Raw genomic sequence first — 18,733 nt, forward strand, 5'->3', positions numbered from 1 at the left:
GTTATGCGCAAATAATCGGCGCTTTGATATGACTGCTTTTTTTGCGAAAATTAACCTGCCTTAGGCAACATTGCGCCGATTCTGATTTTCAAATAACTCCATACTATCGGCAAAGGGCATGGGCCGTCCAAAATAATATCCTTGTATTTTGGTGCATCCCAATTGCTGAATCATCTGTGTCTCAATCTCGGTCTCAACGCCCTCTGCAGTTGTGGCAAGGCCAAGGCTTTGCGCCATTGCCACCACGGCGCGAATAATCGCAATGCTTTCCGCCTTGCCCTGTGCGGCGCCCACAACAAAGCTGCGGTCCACCTTAATCGTATCGAACAGGCTGTTACTTAAATAACCAAGCGAAGAATATCCCGTGCCAAAATCATCCATTGATAATTTAATGCCCAATGCGCGGATTCGTTCCAACACCGATGTCGCATATTTGCCATCGTTCAAAAATATGCCCTCGGTCACTTCAATTTCCAAACGATATGCGGGAAGGCCGCTATCATGCAAAGCCTTGGTCACCACATCGATAAAGCCAGGCTCGGTTAATTGATCCACCGACACATTCACCGCGACCTTTGTCTGACCGGGCCATTTAACCGCATCTTTGCATGCCTGACGCAAAACCCATGTGCCAATAGGAACGATAAGCCGTGCATCCTCGGCCACTTTAATAAATTTAAATGGCGGCACGCGGCCAAATTTCTCGTTGGTCCATCGGACAAGCGCCTCAAAACCCACCAACATATGCTCATTATCCGCATTAACGACGGGCTGATATTCTAAATGAAATTCATTACGCTCAATCGCTTTGCGCAGCTCGGCCTCCATTTGCCGTTTTTCCTCTGCCTCTGCATGCAATTGATGTTTATAGCTTTCATGCGCATTACCGCCACGGCTTTTCGCACGATAAAGCGCCAAATCCGCGCTGCGCATCAATAACTCAACCGTATGGCCGTCCACCGGACCGCGTGCCGAACCAATGCTGGCACCAATAAATAATGTGTGCTGGTCCACAATATATGGCTTTGACAATTCATTGATGATTTTTGTCGCCACTTCTTCGATTTTTTGGGTTTCACGTGCATCGCGAATAACCACGGCAAATTCATCACCGCCCAAACGCCCACATAGCTCATTTGGGGTCATGATATTTTTCAACCGCATCGACACCTGTGCCAATAATCGGTCGCCAACGGGATGCCCCAACGTATCATTTACCGCCTTAAACCGGTCAAGATCGATCATCAAAAATGCACAGCGATGCTTCCATTTTTCTGCCTCGCGCATGGCAAGTTCCAATGCCTCATTTAATTGCAGGCGATTGGGCAAATTTGTTAAATTATCATATCGGGCAAGGCGCGAAATTTTTTGCGCGGATTCGCGTTGTTCGGTGACATTTGAACCCACGCCCCGAAAACCGATAAATTTACCCGCTTCATCCACCTTTGGCGAAGCGGATAATTCCCACCATCTTTTTTTGCCATTCATCATAATCGGCACGACCAAATTGCTAAATGCCTCACGATTTTTTAATTTTTGCGCCAAAATATTTAATTCTTTGGGATAAGTTCCGCTATCCCAATTATCAGCAGCGACAATTTTCAAAAATGGCTGCCCCTCCATATCGGCGGATTCCGATTCGGCAGCAAAGGCAAAACGCGGCGATGCATGCACGATTTCGCGCGATTTATTTGTCTGCCACAACCAATCGGCGCCGCTATCTTCAAATTCACGCAGCAACAGGCTGACCGTCTCGCTTTTTTCATGCAAAGCAATGGCCGAAAATGCATATTGAACGCCCGATTTAGCATTTTGCAAATATACTTTGGTGGCTATGAAGGAAATGCCCAGGCTCGCCAATGCGGGGAAATATTCACCGCGCCATATGAACAAGCCGGACATGGATATTACCAAAATGGCATTGAAAAATACTGCAGGACGCGGCGAAAGCGGCAATAATAAAGGCAAGAAAATTATGACAGTAAGGCAAATTGACCACATGGCCATGATTTGAATGACCGTTGCGTCATAGCCAAAATATAAAAATCCAGCCGATAATAATATGCCATGGCCAATGCAATATTGCGTTACTTTGCTCGCCAATTTACTGTCATAATTTCCAATATGGCCGTTAAGGTTATTTTTTGAAAAATTATAGGACAGGCCAATCCACAACATGCCGGCCAAAACCCAAATTAAGGCAGCCCACATATGTTTGCTGTCAAAAAATACAGAAAATATCGACAATCCGCAAAAGACCGCCAATAGCATTCTGGTCATTCTTGTTTCAACAACAGGTTCCAACTGGACCTTTAACAATTGTTCTTCGGATATGCCGGAGGGCCTTTTTTGCCAAAAAAGCTCAGCCCAACTCAACATAAAACCTGAATTATGATGTAGATTCTTTTCAGCCATTCCCCTGCATTAACGCTAATTAGTTACTATAAGGTAACGCAGGGGTAAAGTTTTCACATTTTGTAAAAAGAAATTCTTACGCCGCAATTGCATAGGGGATAATATCGCCCGATAAATACATTGACCGCGCCTTTGCCCTGCTTAATTTACCCGAACTTGTGCGCGGCAAAGTGCGTGGCGGCACCATTTCCACAACACAGCTCATCCCCATGACAGAGCGGACTTTTTCACGAATTTGTTCACGCAATCTGGCCCGCTCCGCCTGATCCGTGGTGCGGCATTGCACCAAAATAGCAGGCATTTCGTCACCATTTTGCGCGGTGATGGAAAATGCAGCAATATCGCCAGATTTAAATCCAGGCAATTGTTCCACCGCCCATTCAATATCCTGTGGCCAATAATTTTTGCCGTTAATAATAATCATATCCTTGGCACGGCCAACGATGAATATATATCCATTTGACATATATCCCATATCGCCCGTGTCCAACCAACCATCAACCAAACATGCCTTGGTCGATTCCTCATCACGAAAATATTCGCGCATTAAGGATGGCCCATGACACCAAACTTTACCGATAATTTTATCGGCCAAAATTTCGCCATTATTACCGCGAATTTCAATGGTCATATCCTTTGCCGCTTTGCCGCAATTGACCACCGCACGATATTTTTCCGGCTTATCCGTTGTGACGGCCTGTCCCGAAAGCTCGCTTTCCGCGACCAATTCAACCTTTATCCCTTCACCGGGCGGCATGATGGACACCGCCAAAGTCGCCTCGGCAAGGCCATAGCTGGGCAAAAATGACGTCGCCTTAAATCCTGCATCACCAAATGCATCAACAAAATTTTGCATAACATCAGGACGGATCATATCCGCGCCATTGCCCGCAAGGCGCCATTTATCCAATGAAAAACGATCCGCAACATGGCTTTGGCTGGAAATACGGCGCGCGCAAATATCATATCCAAATGTGGGGGAATAGCTGATAACTGTGCCGTCGGCGCTGCTGATAATATCTAACCATGCAAGCGGGCGGCGGGCAAATTCCTCTGTCTTCATATAATCGGTGGACACTTGATTAGCCACAACCGACAGGAAACATCCCACCAATCCCATATCATGATACCATGGCAACCATGAAACACAACGGTCGCTATCCTGCACCTCCATCCCATGGGAATGGGCGGATAAATTATTCAAAACTGCATGATGGGTCACCGCGACGCCATGGGGAAAACGGGTCGAACCGCTGCTATATTGTAAATAGCATATTTCCTGTGGATCAGCGGTGGGTAGATCCACTGCCTGTGCGTCCATTTGGGCAATGCTAACCCAATCCATTGCCTTTACATTATTTTGCGCCGCTGCCGCGCCGGCCATTTCCTCCAACTCGGGGGGATAAATAAACATTTTGGGATCACAGCTTTTCAATTGAACCGACAATTGATCAATATAGCTTTCTTTACCGCCAAATGATGTTGGCAATGGCAAAGGCACGGGCCATGCACCGGCATAGATACAACCAAAAAATAAGGCCGCAAATTCGGTGCCGGTTTCGGCGACCAAAGCAATTCTGTCTTCTTTACCAATGCCCATTGCCAATAAGCGATAGGCAGTTTTTAAGGCATCTTCACGAAGCTCGCTAAATGGGTAAACCCGCGCCAATTTTCCGCGCGCATCGTGAAAATTCAGGCCTCTTTTGCCGCTTGCAGCATAATCCAAAGCCTCCCCCAATGTGCCAAAATCAGAAAGCCTGCGTGGCAAATCATCATAAGTTGGCGTGGGAATCAATTCCGTCATATATTATTCCTATATCAGACAATGCCGAAAAACATTATTATTCAATAATTTATCCATATATTTGCGATGATATATATGAATAAATGCATATTTTTATAGTATAAAGCACCGATAGACGTTCAAAAATAGGCTCGACTGTGGCACAAAAATGGCATGGCATATGGGCAAAATTCTTCAAAACCATCAAAACCCCTAAATAACAGGCGATTAAAGGATTTGTCGCTTTATTATTTGGGACGATTTGCGACAAGTAAAATGAAATTACGCAAATATCTTGACAGAAAAATTAAAGAAAGAGGCTGGGATGATGAAAAACAGCCCCATATTGATGGCTTGATTGCGGAATTTGAACATTTGGGATATTTGGACGATGCCCAATATGCCGAAACAAGGGCGCGTTCCCTGCAATTACGCGGATATGGTCCGCGCCGCGTGTCGCAAGATTTGAAATTTCAAGGGATTGATGAAAGCGACGGGGCAATTGCCAATGAGATGAGCGAGCTTGAAATATGGCAAGCCGCGCACCGTTTTGCCAAAAAAAGACGTATCGGCCCTTATTCGGCAATTTTGGCCGAACCAGATAAAGCCCAAAAACAGCTTGCGGCATTTTTACGCGCCGGACATGATTTTGAAATTGCCAAATTATTTGTCAAGGCCGCACCGGGGGAACAAATTGGCCCGCCTGAATATATTGAATATTTTTATTAAGCCAAAGCGAAGCGGCGCTTAAACCCATTTTATTCTGTAACAATAACCCCCAAATCCACATTAAATTTAAGGCGTAAGCTTTAATGAACACGATCGGCCCTGCTGACCGCATCCACCGCGCGCAGGGCGGATAAAATACGCATGAAATGATGCAGGTCATGCACCTCTAAATCCAGCTCATAACTATGAAATTCGGTGTCGCGGCTGCCAAGTTTTAAGTTCATAATATTTGCCTTATGATAGGCAAAAATATTGGCAATATCGGCCAATGAACCCGGCCGATTATGCACAATGACATGCAAACGCGCCGTTGCGCCGTCGCTATCGCGGCCCCAGCTTAAATCCACCCAATCTGCATCTTGGCCATTGGCCAATGTTTCGCAATCAATCATATGCACCTGAACCGGTTCATTTGCGCGGCGCAAACCGACAATACGGTCGCCCGGTATGGGGTGGCAACATTCGCCTAATTGATATGCAAGGCCGGGGGTTAACCCCTTTATGGTCAGCGCCTTATTTTGCTGTGGCCATTCTAAATCTGGATCATCCTCATATCCTGGAATCAACGCTTCTAATAATGCCTTATCGGCAATTTTGCCCGACGCAATATCGACCATCAATTGGGATTCATCCTCAATCTCTAATCTTTCCATGGCCTTTGCCAGCGCTTTTTTACCAATTTTGCTGGGGTAATGGGCGATAATTTCGCCATAAATTTGCCGGCCCAGCTCAACCAACTCGCTGCGTTCGCGCATCCTGATGGAACGGCGCACTGCGGCCCGCGCCTTGCCCGTGGCGACAAAGTTAAGCCAATTTGCCTGCGGCAATTGCCCATCGGATTTCAAAATATCGACCATATCGCCATTGGCCAAAATGGTGCGCAGCGGGACATGACGGCCATTTACCTTTGCCCCAACGGTTTTATCGCCCAAATCGGTATGCACCGCATAGGCAAAATCAACCGGCGTTGCCCCCTTGGGCAATTGATGCAAAGCGCCCTTGGGCGTAAAGGCGAAAATCCGGTCCTGATACATGGCAAGACGGGTGTTTTCCAACAGATCCTCTGCATCATGGCTGGTTTCCAAAATTTCAATTAAATCGCGTATCCACCCCGCCTGACCATCGGGCCTGTCCCCCGTTTTATATCCCCAATGGGCGGCCAAGCCAAATTCGGATTGTTCATGCATGGCCTTGCTGCGGATTTGGACCTCCACCCGCATATTTTGCGCGAACATGATGGTGGTGTGAATGGAACGATATCCATTGCGTTTTGGTGTTGAAATATAATCTTTAAACCGCCCAGGGACCATTTTCCATTTACGGTGAACGCGGCCTAAAACCTTATAACAATCTTCCTCGCTGTTCGTGACGATGCGAAATGCGTTAATATCCGCCATTTGGTCCATGGTAACATGGCGTTCCTGCATTTTGCGCCAAATGGAATATGGGTGTTTTTCGCGTCCTGATACCGATGCGTCAATGCCCCCTTCGATTATTTGTTTTTGGATGGAGGCGGCAATATCCGATACTTCAGCCCCCGCATTAACGCGAATTTGTGCCAATTTGTCGGTGATGGTTTTGCATGCATCTGGTTCTAATTGTTCAAATGCCAATAATTGCATTTCGCGCATATATTCATACATGCCTATACGTTCGGCCAATGGCGCGTAAATATCCATTGTTTCTTTGGCAATACGGGCGCGTTTCAAGGGACTTTTAATATAATTTAACGTGCGCATATTGTGCAGCCTATCGGCCAGCTTTACCAATAAAACACGAATATCATCCGAAATAGCCAATAAAAATTTACGTAAATTTTCCGCCGCGCGCTGATCCTCTGATTGCGCCTCAATCTTGGATAATTTGGTAACCCCATCGACCAGACGGGCCACCTCTGGCCCGAATTTGTCGGACACTTCTTCGATGGTGGTTAATGTATCCTCGACCGTGTCATGTAATAAAGCGGTGATGATGGTTTCTTCATCCATTTGCAGGTCGGTCATCAACCCCGCCACCTCCACAGGATGGCTGAAATATGGATCGCCACTGGCGCGTTTTTGGCTGCCATGTTTTTGCACGGTAAAAACATAGGCGCGGTTTAAACGGTCCTCATCCGCGTCGGGTGCATATTCCATCACCCGTTCAACAAGTTCATATTGGCGTAACATATAATTTAATTGATAGCAGCGCGCCGGATATGCAAGCCATTATTGCGTTAAAACAAAAAAAGTCGCCGACAAAATATAAATGCGGGCATCCATATTATCATCGGCGATGTTTTTATTTGGCAACGCGCATTAACGCGCATGACATTTTATAATCAAAATTATGATTTTGCAGATTCATTACAAGCGGCCAATGCCTTTGCATCAAAATTGCGCTTGCCAGCTTTAAATTGGGTAAGCTCGCCCACTTCACGGGCCAAGCTGACGCATACATTTTTCGCCGAAGAAGAAGACATTGCTGCTTGGCATGATGTGCCTTCACAATAAAAAATAACGCTGCGCACGATATTTTTGTCATTTGTAGCGGGGGCTGCCAATTCTGCACTATAATATACAGTTGATGTTTTCGCCTGCGCCTGTGGCACGGCAAAAATCAACATGCTGCTTACCAACAGGGCCGCGGCAAAAGCAAAAATACGCGCGCCAATGGACGATAGGCCCGCATTGGGGCGTGAAATTGAGGAGAGGGTCATATTCTTTATCCTTAATATAATATTTAATTCACCCATGCCTGCCTTTATTTTACGGTGCAGTGTCATGAGCCATTACAACATATATAATTTAAGTTGCGAATCACTACCTACTAATATAAGTTTTAAGTTGCAACTAAAAACTTAATTCTTTTTTGCTATTTGGATTAAAAGCTGGAATAATATTATTATGGGCGGATTAAGAGAGAAATTATCTATGGGTGACGATTGCGGCCTGCCGCTCGCATTGGATTCCATGGGTGAAAAATGGTCGTTCATGATTTTAAGGGCAAGTTTTAACGGCGTGCGCCATTTTGAGGAATTTTTAACCGAAATGGGCATTGCCCGCAACATATTGGCCAACCGTCTGACCCGATTAACCGCCAATGGCATTTTACAAAGACATAGCTGCCCCCATGATCGGCGCAAGGTGGAATATCTGTTAACCGATAAGGGATTGGCATTATTGCCCGCCATGATTGCGCTGCGCCAATGGGGGGAGGAATATGGCGGCGATATTATTTCCAACCCGGTTCTGGTCGATGCAGAACAAAGACGCCCCATCCGCAAAATTAAATTGATAAGCGAGGATGGGCGCGAGCTGGCCCTGCATGATTTATGCTGGGTTAATGGCGATGACATTGGCAATGTGGACAATAATGTTTCCAATATCAGCAAAACCGTTGCCTGAAATTATTAACGATTTATATCACGCCGCCATATATTGACGCAAATGTTGTAATTTTCCTACGAATCTGTTACACATAATGCGATGTCGCAAGCGAAAAAATCATAAATTATTGAAATAATAAAGATTTGCTATTTTTATGATAGCCAATGCCATTATTTATGCGGTTCATAAAAACAAATTTTGTCGCTGACATAAAAGTTTTACACATCACAGAAAGGTGATTTAATGGAATCCAGTGCAGCAATTTTCGACGTTGGCGACTATGTCGTATATCCAAAACATGGCGTGGGACGTGTGATTGAGCTTCAAAATTCCGAAATAGCAGGGATGCAATTGGAATTATATGTTTTGCGTTTTGAAAAAGAAAAAATGACCCTTCGCGTGCCATTTAACAAGGCCGAAAGCGTGGGCATGCGCAAATTATCTTCCGACAAAACTTTAAAAGATGCGATGGAAACATTAAAAGGCAAGCCAAAGGTAAAACGCACCATGTGGTCGCGCCGCGCACAGGAATATGAAACAAAAATCAATAGCGGCGATCTTATCTCTATCGCAGAGGTAACGCGCGATTTATTCCGCCCCGATGACCAGCCAGAGCAAAGCTATTCAGAGCGTCAAATTTTTGAAGCAGCCTCCAGCCGTTTGGCCCGTGAATTGGCCGCGATGGAAAAAACAGACGAGCCAACTGCCTTGATTAAAATTTTAGAGGTGCTGAAAGAATGCGCCCCCCAATGGTATGAGAGTGTTGAGTAAATTTCTCTGAATTTATAAATAAAGGCGTCTTTAACGGGCGCCTTTTTTTGCAGTTAAAAATATTGGCATATATCAAATATTCATCTTATCCCATTATAGTTGACCTATTGAACAAAATCGCCCCATATTGCGGCATATATCATGCGCAATGAAGCATATTAACATAAAGGCCACAGCAATGATGATGCACAAATTACCCCAAATTTTTGGTGGAAGAAAATTTGCCAATAGCATATTTTTTGCAGCCGCCCTTGTTGTCGCCATCGTGGCCAGCCAAAATATCGCCCATGCCGCAGAGCGCAGATTTTTAATCGCCAGTTTTAATGAAGTGGTGGTTGAGGGAAATTTGAATGTAAATATCATCACGGGCAAACCAATTTCGGTCATTGGTAATGGCGAACATTCAATTTTATCAGAGTTACATTTTAACTTGGTCGGGGATAAATTGACCGTCCGCCTGTCCGAACGTGGCCGTCAATTGGTGGTAAAGGCCAAAGAGCCATTGATGATAAATTTGGCAACAAAGGAAATGAAATCAATCACCATCAATGGAAATTCATCGGTCAAATTGGATAAGTTAAAGGCTGCAAAGGCCCGCATCCAAATATTTGGTTCGGGCATTGTCAATGTTGATAATATAGAAACAGATAATTTAAACGCCATTGTTCAGGGCAATGGCAATATCAATATCGCATCAGGCAAGGGCGACCGCGCCATCATCATCTTAAACGGCGCAGGCATGATAAACGCCAATGCCTTTACCGCCCAAACCGCCGAAATAACACATAGCGGCCCGGCTCAAAGCCGGATGAATGTTGCCAAAACCGCCACGATTATGAACCAAGGAACGGGCATAATTAACATTAGCGGCAAGGCACAATGCATCATAAAGGCAGGAAATTCGGGTAGTGTAAGCTGTGAAAATCCGATAAATTAACCCATATTTGGGTGAATATTCTGACGGCACAGCCGATAAGAAATACCTATAAGAAAAATCGCCATAATAAAATATGGCCCTTATATATTTGATATGATAGCATGACGCTTTCGCTTTTCATAAGCATCTTGTGATGGAGTAAGCACGGGCATGGCAGAACAGGGGGCATCTGAACCACGGGGCAGAGATTCTGGGCCATATGGCGTGGATGAAGTTGAAGATATTATCATCTTTGACAGCAATAATGACGTGCAAATTGACGATAAAGAAAATGACGCCATTGATTCGGCGGCGATCATCCATGGCAAGGTAAAATGGTTTGATCGAAAACGCGGATTTGGATTTATCCAAACAGATAATGGCGGCGCGGACATTATGATCCACTCATCATTATTGGAGGAACATGGCAGGCGGGAGCTGCCCGATGGATGCCCGATAAAAATCATCGCTGAACAGGGTAAAAAAGGATTATTTGCAGCCCAAATCATTGAATTTGATGCGGGGGTAGAAAATGTAGAGCATCATATCGCCCCGCCCTCACCCAATCTTTACCTGCCCTTTGGCGACAATATAAATTCCACATTGGCCAAGGTTAAATGGTTCAGCAAGGTCAAGGGTTATGGTTTTTTGGAAAGCAAAAAATTAAATAAAGATATTTTTGTCCATATGGAAATAATGCGCCTTGCCGGAATATTGGAAATTGACAATGACATGGCATTAAATGTCCATTATGAAGACAGTGCAAAAGGCCCATTGGCTTTGGAGGTTCGCCTGCCCCCTAAGGGTCAGGATTAAGCGCAAATATAGATAAATTTGGACTATATATCATATGAAATATAAATTTTCTCTGCCCCTTTTGGCCATATTTACCATTGCGGCATGTGCGCCATCTGGCACGATATCTGCCGAAACAAACAGCGCATCTTGTGATACGCAAAAGAAATTAGAACAAAGCGAGGCAGGTTTAAGCCAAGAAATAATCTGTATAAAAAACAGCAAGGGTAAAATGCATATTTTTACCACCGAAATGGCCAAAACCTCTGCAGAGCAGGCCAAGGGATTGATGTTCCGCACCGAATTGCCCGCCGATAGGGCGATGTTATTTCCATTTAACAAACCCCGCATGGCAAGTTTTTGGATGAAAAATACGGTCATCCCGCTCGACATCATTTTTGTAAAATCCGATGGCATCATTCAAAATATTGCCGAAAACACCGTGCCATATGATGAAACGCCCGTATTGGCGAGCGCGCCCGTCACGGCTGTTTTAGAGATTCAGGGCGGGTTAAGCGCGAAATTGGGGATTAAGGCGGGGGATAAAATTCATGCATCCTCCTTTACCCCAACCGCAGCACCGGCAAAGTAACAATTGCGGCATATCGCGCCCGCTTATGTCATTATGATATGCGGACCCGCTGTCATAGCGGCAAAAAAACCAGATATAAATAACATCAATTTATCGATTTTTTGTTGCGATTCAGCCAAGAGCGTCCTAATCGCTTGATATGGGTATTTTATCGAAAATTTTCACTTGGTGGGATGGGGCCACAATTGGCACCTTATTGTTCAGCGCACGGCACGGCGTTCATGTCGGCGAGGATGAAGCGGGCAATAAATATTATCAGGCTAAAAAGGGCAATCGCCGCTGGGTAATTTATAATGGCAGCAATGATGCAAGCCGCGTGTCACCCATGTGGCATGGATGGCTGCATGGCAGCATTGATGACTTGCCGGATCATATTTTGCCGGTAAAGCGCGATTGGCAAAAACTGCCCACGGGAAATTTAACTGGATCGACGCAGGGATATCGTCCAAAGGGCGCGTTGGAACATCATGGAAAACGTGCTGCCGCCACCGGTGATTATGAAGCATGGTCGCCAGAGGGATAATGCAGCCGAAACTATCTTTGACCTTTATGTTGGCGGGACTTGCCCTGTCGCTTAGCGCCTGTGACCAAATGGGCAATAAAATGGAAGGCACGAAATCAACGCGTCAAGACAGCACCCCAACGGCAAAGGAAACCTATCCCGTTATCGGCACACCGATGAAGGATCGGGTCGGCGTGGTTGCTTTGTTGAACAAGCGCAATGGCCAAATTGTCAATTTAGAATTAAAGCCTGGTGAGGCATTAAAATATGGCAAGGCGGTTATCCGCCTGCGCGCATGTGAACGCACCGCGCCATATGAAACTTATCAAGATGTTGGCGCATTTGTGCAATTATCCGTCCTGCAACGGCCCGAAGGCACCAATAATAACCCCGTGTGGCAGCGGGTATTTTCAGGTTGGTTATTTCGTGAAAACCCCGCGCAAAATGTGGTGCAGCATAAAATTTATGATGTTTCCATCAAAGATTGCAAAATGAGCTTTCCCGATGATGCCTTGCCAAAATCGGCCGATCCCAAAAATTCACCATCCAAAGCCCCCCAATCGGCGGGCGCAGATGCAAGTGAAGAAGCAGATAGCGCCGAATCCACAGATAGCGGCGACGATAGCGAAACCTGAATCCCCGATTTTACCAAAGATTGATGCAGCATCGCGGCATAATCTTCGCCAGAGACCATCACCGCGCCCATGCTGGCCAAATGGTCGGTCATATATTGGGTATCCAGCAGGGTAAAGCCACCAGCACGCAACCGTGCCACCAACCAGACAAGGGCAATTTTTGAGGCATTATTGGCGCGCGAAAACATGCTTTCCCCGCAAAATAACCCACCAAGGGCAAGGCCATATAATCCCCCGACAAGCCGCCTTTCGCCCGTCTGCTTATCATCCTGCCAACATTCAATACTATGCGCCAGACCAAGATGGTGCAGGCGAATAAACGCCTCCCTTATCTGATCATTTATCCATGTTTCCTTGCGATCATCCGCAGGTGCGGCGCAGGCGTCAATTACCTCAACAAAGGCCTGATCGCTGGTCACATGGTAAATATCTTGTCTGACATTTTTTGCCAATGATTTGGAAATATGCAGCCCGTTTAGCGGGATAATCGCCCTTTCCTCTGGATGCATCCAATAAATTTCATCATCATCTATCCCATCCGACATGGGGAAAACCCCCATGCTATATGCGTGGATTAACAAATTAAGATCGATGCTCATGCCCGTGCATTATCGGTAATGATTTGTAAAATCCAGCCTTTATGGACGAACAATAATTAACTAAACCTTATTTTACTGGTCTTTTATAGGTCTTTTATAGGTCCTTTACTCGCCATTTACTGGCTATTCATATCACCACCATGTTGCGCCCTGCCGCGGCCAAATCGGCTTGATAAATATGCCCCAGCATGGGCAAAAAATTTGGTAACTGCGCCATTATTTTGCATCCACCCCATATAATGTTGATATATTGGGTCTTGTCCTAAATGCTTTTCCTCGGTCCTTGCCCGCCAATAATAAACCGCGCTAATCAACAATAAAATCATGCTATTTCGTAATGCTTCTGCAGCAGAGCCATTGGTGATAAAGGGCAAAGTCGCACACCACCAAAATAGGTTTTTGCTTAAATAAGCGGGATGTTTTGTCCATGCATATGGCCCATTGGTAATGATACCGCGATGGGTTAAATTTGAAAATCTTAATCCAAATGCTACCGTCGCCCATGCATAAATGGCGGTTAACCCCACCAATAATGCGCCCCATATCATCAACATCATGTCATGGCCCGCAAACCAAAATGCCCAGCTATGATCATCTGGTCGGTAATCCAATGGCCGATCATTGGCCATTAACAATATGGGCGGATAGCAAATTAACGCCGCAACCCACCCCTGCATATAGGGATTGGCAGTGCGAATATGCGCGTCCAATGGCCGCATCGTCAGCAAATATCCCACGCTGGCAAATTGCACATCGACCATGAACATCATGATGATTAAAATTTGCGCGGCAAGAACCGGATTGGTCCACATCTGCGCAAAATCGGCATTTATCACTGCGCGAAAACCATCGGGCACAATAGCCAGCATGAATGCAAGGAAAAACCCCTTCACCGCCCATGCGCGTAAATGATGAAAAATTTTCTCGCTTTGCCATCCCTGACGCGCCGCCAGCATTGCGCCCATATGCCATGCGCCATCGCGCCGATTGACCAGATATTGATCAAGCCAGATGACATAGGGTATGGAAAGAAGGACCAGCGGGATTATCGCTGCCTCCATTAACTGCATGGAAAATTGAAACGGCCCTTGCCAATACCATCTGCCCATAAAATAACAAATGGCAATCAACGCCCAAGTCATCCACAACCCGACCAATTTCACAAAGCTATCGTCAATAATGTCGGAAATTTTGGCCTTTTGCCGCCAATTTATCCCCGTGCTTTCCCGTAAATGGACCTTATCAACAAATATCGACCAACAAATCATCGGCAAAGCGCAACATAGCATGGCGAGCAAGCCGGAATATGGACCATCGGCGCGTGCGGGCATGTCCATATATCCAAATAGGGCGGCCACTTCGCCAAAATGCCGTGCAATAAAAACCCATAGGAACAAGCCGATTAGGCCGCAAATGCCCACAGCATAGGACACCGCGCTTTGCGGCCTTTCCTGCGCCTTATCCCTGGCATTTTGCACATCATTTTGCACATCATTTTGCACGTCATTATCCATGCCAATGCCTTAACCAATAAAGGTTAATATATTGGTGACTATCAATATGTGCATTTTATGGATATTTGCGCCTTAGCTCCCCATTTGTAATTCTGGCACATGGCCATAATGGGTAACCTGTCCATCAGTATAAAATGTCTCCCAGATTAGCCCATCGGGGTCTTGCGTCCAGCTTTTGGAAGATTGTGCATAACAACAGGTGGTTTCAGATTGATTAAATCTAGGCCCGCCTGCATTCATGACCTGCTCAAATACCGTTTCTAATTCTTGCTTATTTTCAGCTTGAATTCCCACATGGGCGATGCCCGTTTGATTATTCATTGCAGGTTCGATGGAAAAATTAATATATGGATCATCTAGCATCCACTTTACATAATCCTCCTTCACCACGGTCGGTGAAGCTGCAAATAATGTTGAATAATATTTTGTGGACTTATCCAAATCAGATACTTTGACGTTAAGGTGAAATCTCTTCATGTTGATGTCCTTTCATTATTTTCATTTATTCCTTGGCAGCAATTTGCCATCAAAAACCCCATTAAACGGTCCATTACAGCAAAGTCCGCGCGATAAATAATAGAACGGCTCTGCCGCTCATCTACAATCAATCCCGCACGTGACAATTGTGCCAAATGAAATGAAAGTGAGCTTGGCGCTATATCCAATTCCTTGGCAATATATCCGGCAGATGCCCCTTGCTCCCCTGCCTGCACTAACAAGCGAAATGCAGCTAGCCTATGTTCCTGTGCCAAGGCAGCAAGCGCGGTAACAGCATGAACTTCAATATTATCTATAATTTCCATATTTCTATAATTATCAAAACAATAGATAAAGTCAAATTATTTCTGCAAACATGAACAACGAGCAGATCTAAAATGACTATGGTAAATAAAGATGGGTCAGATTATTTGCGTTCACCCAATAAACGCAGGCGAAGTGCGTTCAGCTTAATAAATCCGGCGGCATCTTTTTGGTCATATGCGCCGGCATCATCTTCAAAAGTTACTACTTTTTCCGAATATAGCGAAAATGGCGATTTGCGGCCGACCACATTTGCATTGCCCTTATATAATTTTAACCGCACCGTACCGGTGACATTTTTCTGGCTAAGGTCGATGGCGGCCTGCAACATTTCACGTTCGGGAGAGAACCAAAAACCATTATAAATCAGCTCTGCATAGCGCGGCATCAACTCATCCTTTAGGTGCGCCGCGCCTCTATCCAATGTGATTTGCTCTATCCCACGGTGTGCACGCGCATAAATTTCACCGCCCGGTGTTTCATACATGCCGCGCGATTTCATGCCAACAAAGCGGTTTTCCACCAAATCAAGCCGCCCTATACCATGTTTGCGGCCAAGCTCGTTCAACGCCTCCAGCAATGTGGCGGGGGACATTTCAACGCCGTTTAACGCGGTGCCATCACCATCGACAAAATCAATGTTAATATATTCTGGCGTGTCGGGTGCATCCTCTGGATTAACGGTGCGCGAATATACATAATCGGGGGTTTCCTCCCACGGATCTTCCAACACCTTACCTTCCGAAGAAGTGTGCAGCATATTGGCATCGGTGCTGAATGGAGATTCACCGCGCTTATCCTTTGGCACGGGAATTTGATGCTGTTCTGCCCATTCGATTAACCTTGTCCGGCTGGTCAAATCCCATTCGCGCCACGGCGCGATAATTTTAATATCAGGGTTTAAAGCATAGGCGGAAAGTTCAAAACGAACCTGATCATTGCCCTTGCCCGTTGCGCCATGCGCCACCGCATCCGCGCCTGTTTCCTTGGCAATTTCAATTAAGCGTTTGGAAATTAAGGGCCGCGCAATCGACGTGCCAAGAAGATAATCCCCCTCATATCGGGCATTGGCGCGCATCATAGGAAATACAAAATCGCGCACAAATTCTTCGCGCAAATCATCAATATAAATATGTTCATCAGGAATGCCCATTAAACGCGCCTTTTCACGCGCTGGCTCTAATTCTTCGCCCTGTCCCAAATCGGCAGTAAAGGTCACCACTTCACAACCATATTCCACCTGCAGCCATTTTAAAATAACGCTGGTGTCCAGCCCACCTGAATAGGCCAGAACGACTTTTTTAATGCCAGATTTTGCTGCAACGGTCATGACGGCAATCTTTCTTCTTTAATGCTTTACTATATCCCCGCGATTATCAGGGTGGATAGCAAGGCGCAAGCCGATATGCTATCATATTAAGGCAGAAATTGCGGACAGAAAATGGAAGGAGACGCAATATGGCACAGGCGCAAAATAAAACTACGCCCAAAGATAATGATGTTGCGCAATTTATCGCGGCAATTGAAAATGCACAAAAACGAAAAGATGCCGAAACATTGCTGCATCTTTTCACCGAAGTGACGGGCGATAAACCCACCATGTGGGGAGATAGCATCATCGGATTTGGCCAATATCATTATAAATATGAAAGCGGGCGAGAGGGTGATTTCCTTCGCACCGGATTTTCCCCGCGCAAGGCAAATTTCAGCCTCTATCTTATGGGGGGATATTGCCATGAGATGACGGGCAAAAAAATGGCCCAGCTTCGCGAGAAATTGGGCAAGCATAAAATCGGCAAAAGCTGTCTTTATATCAATAAATTAAGCGATATTGACATGGATGTTTTGCGGCAAATGATTTTGGTGGATAAAGCATATATGGATGAAAAATATCCAAGATAATTTCCACCCATTTTTTAATGCTTAATCTATCAACCCTTGCCCTTGGTCGCTGTTTTACCCGCCTTGGCATTATTTTCGATAAATTCGATTATCTTACCCGCCAAATCAATGCCCGTGGTTTTTTCAATCCCTTCTAATCCAGGGGAACTGTTCACCTCCATAATCACCGGACCATGGTTGGAACGCAGCACATCAACACCAGCCACATTTAATCCCATAACCTTTGCCGCGCGAATCGCGGTCGCGCGTTCCTCGGGGGTAATTTTAATCATTTTCGCACTGCCGCCACGGTGCAGATTGGACCTAAAATCATCTTCTGCGCCCGTGCGCATCATTGACGCGACCACTTTGCCGCCAATAACGAATATACGGATATCGCTTGAACCGGCCTCTTTAATAAATTCCTGCACCAAAATATTAACATTGGCGCCGCGAAATGCCTCAATAACCGATTTGGCGGAGCGTTCGGTATCCCCCAAAACAACACCAATGCCCTGTGTCCCTTCAAGCAATTTAATAACCACGGGCGCACCGCCGGCAATTTTCATCACTTCATCGGTTTGTTTGGGATCATGCGCAAATGCAGTCACGGGAAGGCCAAGGCCATGTTTGGCAAAAATCTGCATAGAGCGCAGTTTATCGCGGCTGCGGCCAATGGCCACGCTTTCATTCAAAGGCCACACCCCGCCCATTTCAAATTGACGCAAAACGGCAAGGCCATAATGGGTAATCGACGCGCCAATACGCGGAATGACCGCGTCATATCCCTTTAATGTCTCGCCATTATATAAAATGGTCGGGCGGTGCGACGTAATGTTCATGGTGCAGCGCAAGGTGTTGATAATATCCAGCGTGTGGCCACGTGCCTCGGCGGCCTCCACCAATCTTTTATGCGAATAAAGATTGGGGTTGCGGGCCAGCATTGCTATTTTCATTATATTTTCTCTTTCTTACCAAGCGTCCAACGCTTTGCACTATTAACTAAAAAACCGCGACTTAATGCGCGCCGGCCCATCAACACTGGAAAGGCCATTGAACCACGATTGGCCAATGTCATTTCACCCAACCATTGCAAATTACCCAATGATATTTCCACTTTTATGACATAGCGGATTTGCTGTTCACCATTGGAGCTTTTAACTTTACGCTGTTCCAAAATCGGCGCTTCTTTGCGAACCGCCTTAAGCCCAGCATTTTCACGAAACCAAAATTCCACCCATTTTTCGCCATCGCGGTCAAATTCTTTGATACGCGTCGCATGGATAGAGGATGTTTTTGCGCCTGTATCAATCTTAGCATGAATATCCACCAAACCCAAGGATGGTAATTGGATTAGCTCACACCAACCAATTTCCAATGGGTTTTTCTTTGAAGGAATATTGATCGAGCCTGATTTTTTTTGCTCTGTCAT

19 protein-coding genes and 1 pseudogene are annotated in these 18,733 nt (G+C 45.7%); 9 read left to right on the forward strand and 11 right to left on the reverse strand.

From position 1 onward, the window contains the following. Positions 1-60: 60 nt before the first annotated feature. Both LPB140_RS11495 and LPB140_RS11500 read right to left on the reverse strand, forming a co-directional pair. The gene (locus LPB140_RS11495) at positions 61-2,319 is read right to left on the reverse strand and encodes a sensor domain-containing protein (protein ID WP_232223407.1); all 2,259 of its coding nucleotides are present in this window, start codon (positions 2,317-2,319) and stop codon (positions 61-63) included. Between the two features lie 172 nt (positions 2,320-2,491). Then, the gene (locus LPB140_RS11500) at positions 2,492-4,219 is read right to left on the reverse strand and encodes a fatty acyl-AMP ligase (protein WP_072559946.1); all 1,728 of its coding nucleotides are present in this window, start codon (positions 4,217-4,219) and stop codon (positions 2,492-2,494) included. 153 nt (positions 4,220-4,372) lie between these two features. Here LPB140_RS11500 and LPB140_RS11505 point away from each other — a divergent pair, with 153 nt between their 5' ends. Then, positions 4,373-4,927 (forward strand): regulatory protein RecX, encoded by a 555-nt coding sequence (locus LPB140_RS11505; protein ID WP_072559947.1) that lies wholly within the window; start codon positions 4,373-4,375, stop codon positions 4,925-4,927. An 80-nt stretch (positions 4,928-5,007) separates the two neighbouring features. Here LPB140_RS11505 and LPB140_RS11510 read toward each other — a convergent pair whose 3' ends face one another. Together LPB140_RS11510 and LPB140_RS12225 are read right to left on the reverse strand one after the other, a co-directional pair. Then, on the reverse strand, positions 5,008-7,095 hold the full coding sequence (locus LPB140_RS11510; protein ID WP_072559948.1) for a RelA/SpoT family protein: 2,088 nt from the start codon (positions 7,093-7,095) through the stop codon (positions 5,008-5,010). 158 nt (positions 7,096-7,253) lie between these two features. Next, positions 7,254-7,625 (reverse strand): CC_3452 family protein, encoded by a 372-nt coding sequence (locus LPB140_RS12225; protein WP_156874210.1) that lies wholly within the window; start codon positions 7,623-7,625, stop codon positions 7,254-7,256. Positions 7,626-7,812: 187 nt separating this feature from the next. On the opposite strand from LPB140_RS12225, the gene LPB140_RS11525 reads away from it, so the two are divergent. From LPB140_RS11525 to LPB140_RS12535, 7 genes and pseudogenes are all read left to right on the forward strand, one after another. Continuing rightward, positions 7,813-8,313: a winged helix-turn-helix transcriptional regulator gene (locus LPB140_RS11525; protein WP_072559950.1), complete on the forward strand. Its 501-nt coding sequence runs from the start codon at positions 7,813-7,815 to the stop codon at positions 8,311-8,313. A gap of 225 nt (positions 8,314-8,538) precedes the next feature. Beyond that, on the forward strand, positions 8,539-9,066 hold the full coding sequence (locus LPB140_RS11530) for a CarD family transcriptional regulator (RefSeq protein WP_072559951.1): 528 nt from the start codon (positions 8,539-8,541) through the stop codon (positions 9,064-9,066). A gap of 148 nt (positions 9,067-9,214) precedes the next feature. Continuing rightward, a complete protein-coding gene (locus LPB140_RS11535; RefSeq protein ID WP_072559952.1) occupies positions 9,215-10,003 on the forward strand; it encodes a GIN domain-containing protein in 789 nt (262 codons plus the stop codon). 150 nt (positions 10,004-10,153) lie between these two features. After that, positions 10,154-10,798: a cold-shock protein gene (locus LPB140_RS11540; RefSeq protein ID WP_072559953.1), complete on the forward strand. Its 645-nt coding sequence runs from the start codon at positions 10,154-10,156 to the stop codon at positions 10,796-10,798. 34 nt (positions 10,799-10,832) lie between these two features. Then, positions 10,833-11,369 (forward strand): DUF192 domain-containing protein, encoded by a 537-nt coding sequence (locus tag LPB140_RS11545; RefSeq protein ID WP_072559954.1) that lies wholly within the window; start codon positions 10,833-10,835, stop codon positions 11,367-11,369. Positions 11,370-11,508: 139 nt separating this feature from the next. After that, positions 11,509-11,892 (forward strand): NADH:ubiquinone oxidoreductase subunit NDUFA12, encoded by a 384-nt coding sequence (locus tag LPB140_RS11550; RefSeq protein ID WP_072559955.1) that lies wholly within the window; start codon positions 11,509-11,511, stop codon positions 11,890-11,892. A 155-nt stretch (positions 11,893-12,047) separates the two neighbouring features. Beyond that, positions 12,048-12,299, forward strand: a pseudogene (locus LPB140_RS12535) (DUF2155 domain-containing protein); the annotation flags it as partial. 35 nt (positions 12,300-12,334) lie between these two features. Here the strand turns inward: LPB140_RS12535 and aat are convergent. The 5 genes from aat to LPB140_RS11580 form a co-directional block, all read right to left on the reverse strand. After that, on the reverse strand, positions 12,335-13,105 hold the full coding sequence (gene aat / locus LPB140_RS11560) for a leucyl/phenylalanyl-tRNA--protein transferase (RefSeq protein WP_072559957.1): 771 nt from the start codon (positions 13,103-13,105) through the stop codon (positions 12,335-12,337). A 116-nt stretch (positions 13,106-13,221) separates the two neighbouring features. Beyond that, on the reverse strand, positions 13,222-14,619 hold the full coding sequence (locus LPB140_RS11565; RefSeq protein ID WP_083550393.1) for a methyltransferase family protein: 1,398 nt from the start codon (positions 14,617-14,619) through the stop codon (positions 13,222-13,224). A gap of 72 nt (positions 14,620-14,691) precedes the next feature. Beyond that, the gene (locus LPB140_RS11570; protein WP_072559958.1) at positions 14,692-15,096 is read right to left on the reverse strand and encodes a VOC family protein; all 405 of its coding nucleotides are present in this window, start codon (positions 15,094-15,096) and stop codon (positions 14,692-14,694) included. Next, positions 15,093-15,422 carry an ArsR/SmtB family transcription factor gene (locus LPB140_RS11575; RefSeq protein ID WP_156874211.1) on the reverse strand — a complete coding sequence of 110 codons (330 nt, stop codon included), beginning with the start codon at positions 15,420-15,422 and terminating at the stop codon, positions 15,093-15,095. Before LPB140_RS11575 ends, LPB140_RS11570 begins: the two co-directional genes overlap by 4 nt. 101 nt (positions 15,423-15,523) lie before the next feature. After that, positions 15,524-16,750, reverse strand: coding sequence for an argininosuccinate synthase (locus LPB140_RS11580; RefSeq protein WP_072559959.1), 1,227 nt, complete (start codon positions 16,748-16,750; stop codon positions 15,524-15,526). A gap of 128 nt (positions 16,751-16,878) precedes the next feature. Between LPB140_RS11580 and LPB140_RS11585 the strand changes: the two genes are divergently transcribed. Then, complete coding sequence (locus LPB140_RS11585; RefSeq protein ID WP_072559960.1) at positions 16,879-17,322, forward strand: DUF1801 domain-containing protein; 444 nt, start codon at positions 16,879-16,881, stop codon at positions 17,320-17,322. A gap of 29 nt (positions 17,323-17,351) precedes the next feature. Here LPB140_RS11585 and rimK read toward each other — a convergent pair whose 3' ends face one another. Both rimK and LPB140_RS11595 read right to left on the reverse strand, forming a co-directional pair. Next, positions 17,352-18,257 carry a 30S ribosomal protein S6--L-glutamate ligase gene (rimK, locus tag LPB140_RS11590; RefSeq protein ID WP_072559961.1) on the reverse strand — a complete coding sequence of 302 codons (906 nt, stop codon included), beginning with the start codon at positions 18,255-18,257 and terminating at the stop codon, positions 17,352-17,354. Further along, on the reverse strand, positions 18,257-18,733 hold the full coding sequence (locus tag LPB140_RS11595) for an ATP-dependent zinc protease family protein (protein ID WP_072559962.1): 477 nt from the start codon (positions 18,731-18,733) through the stop codon (positions 18,257-18,259). The genes rimK and LPB140_RS11595 overlap by 1 nt, the downstream gene beginning before the upstream one ends.

It is taken from the genome of Sphingorhabdus lutea (assembly GCF_001889025.1).
GTDB lineage: Bacteria > Pseudomonadota > Alphaproteobacteria > Sphingomonadales > Sphingomonadaceae > Sphingorhabdus_B > Sphingorhabdus_B lutea.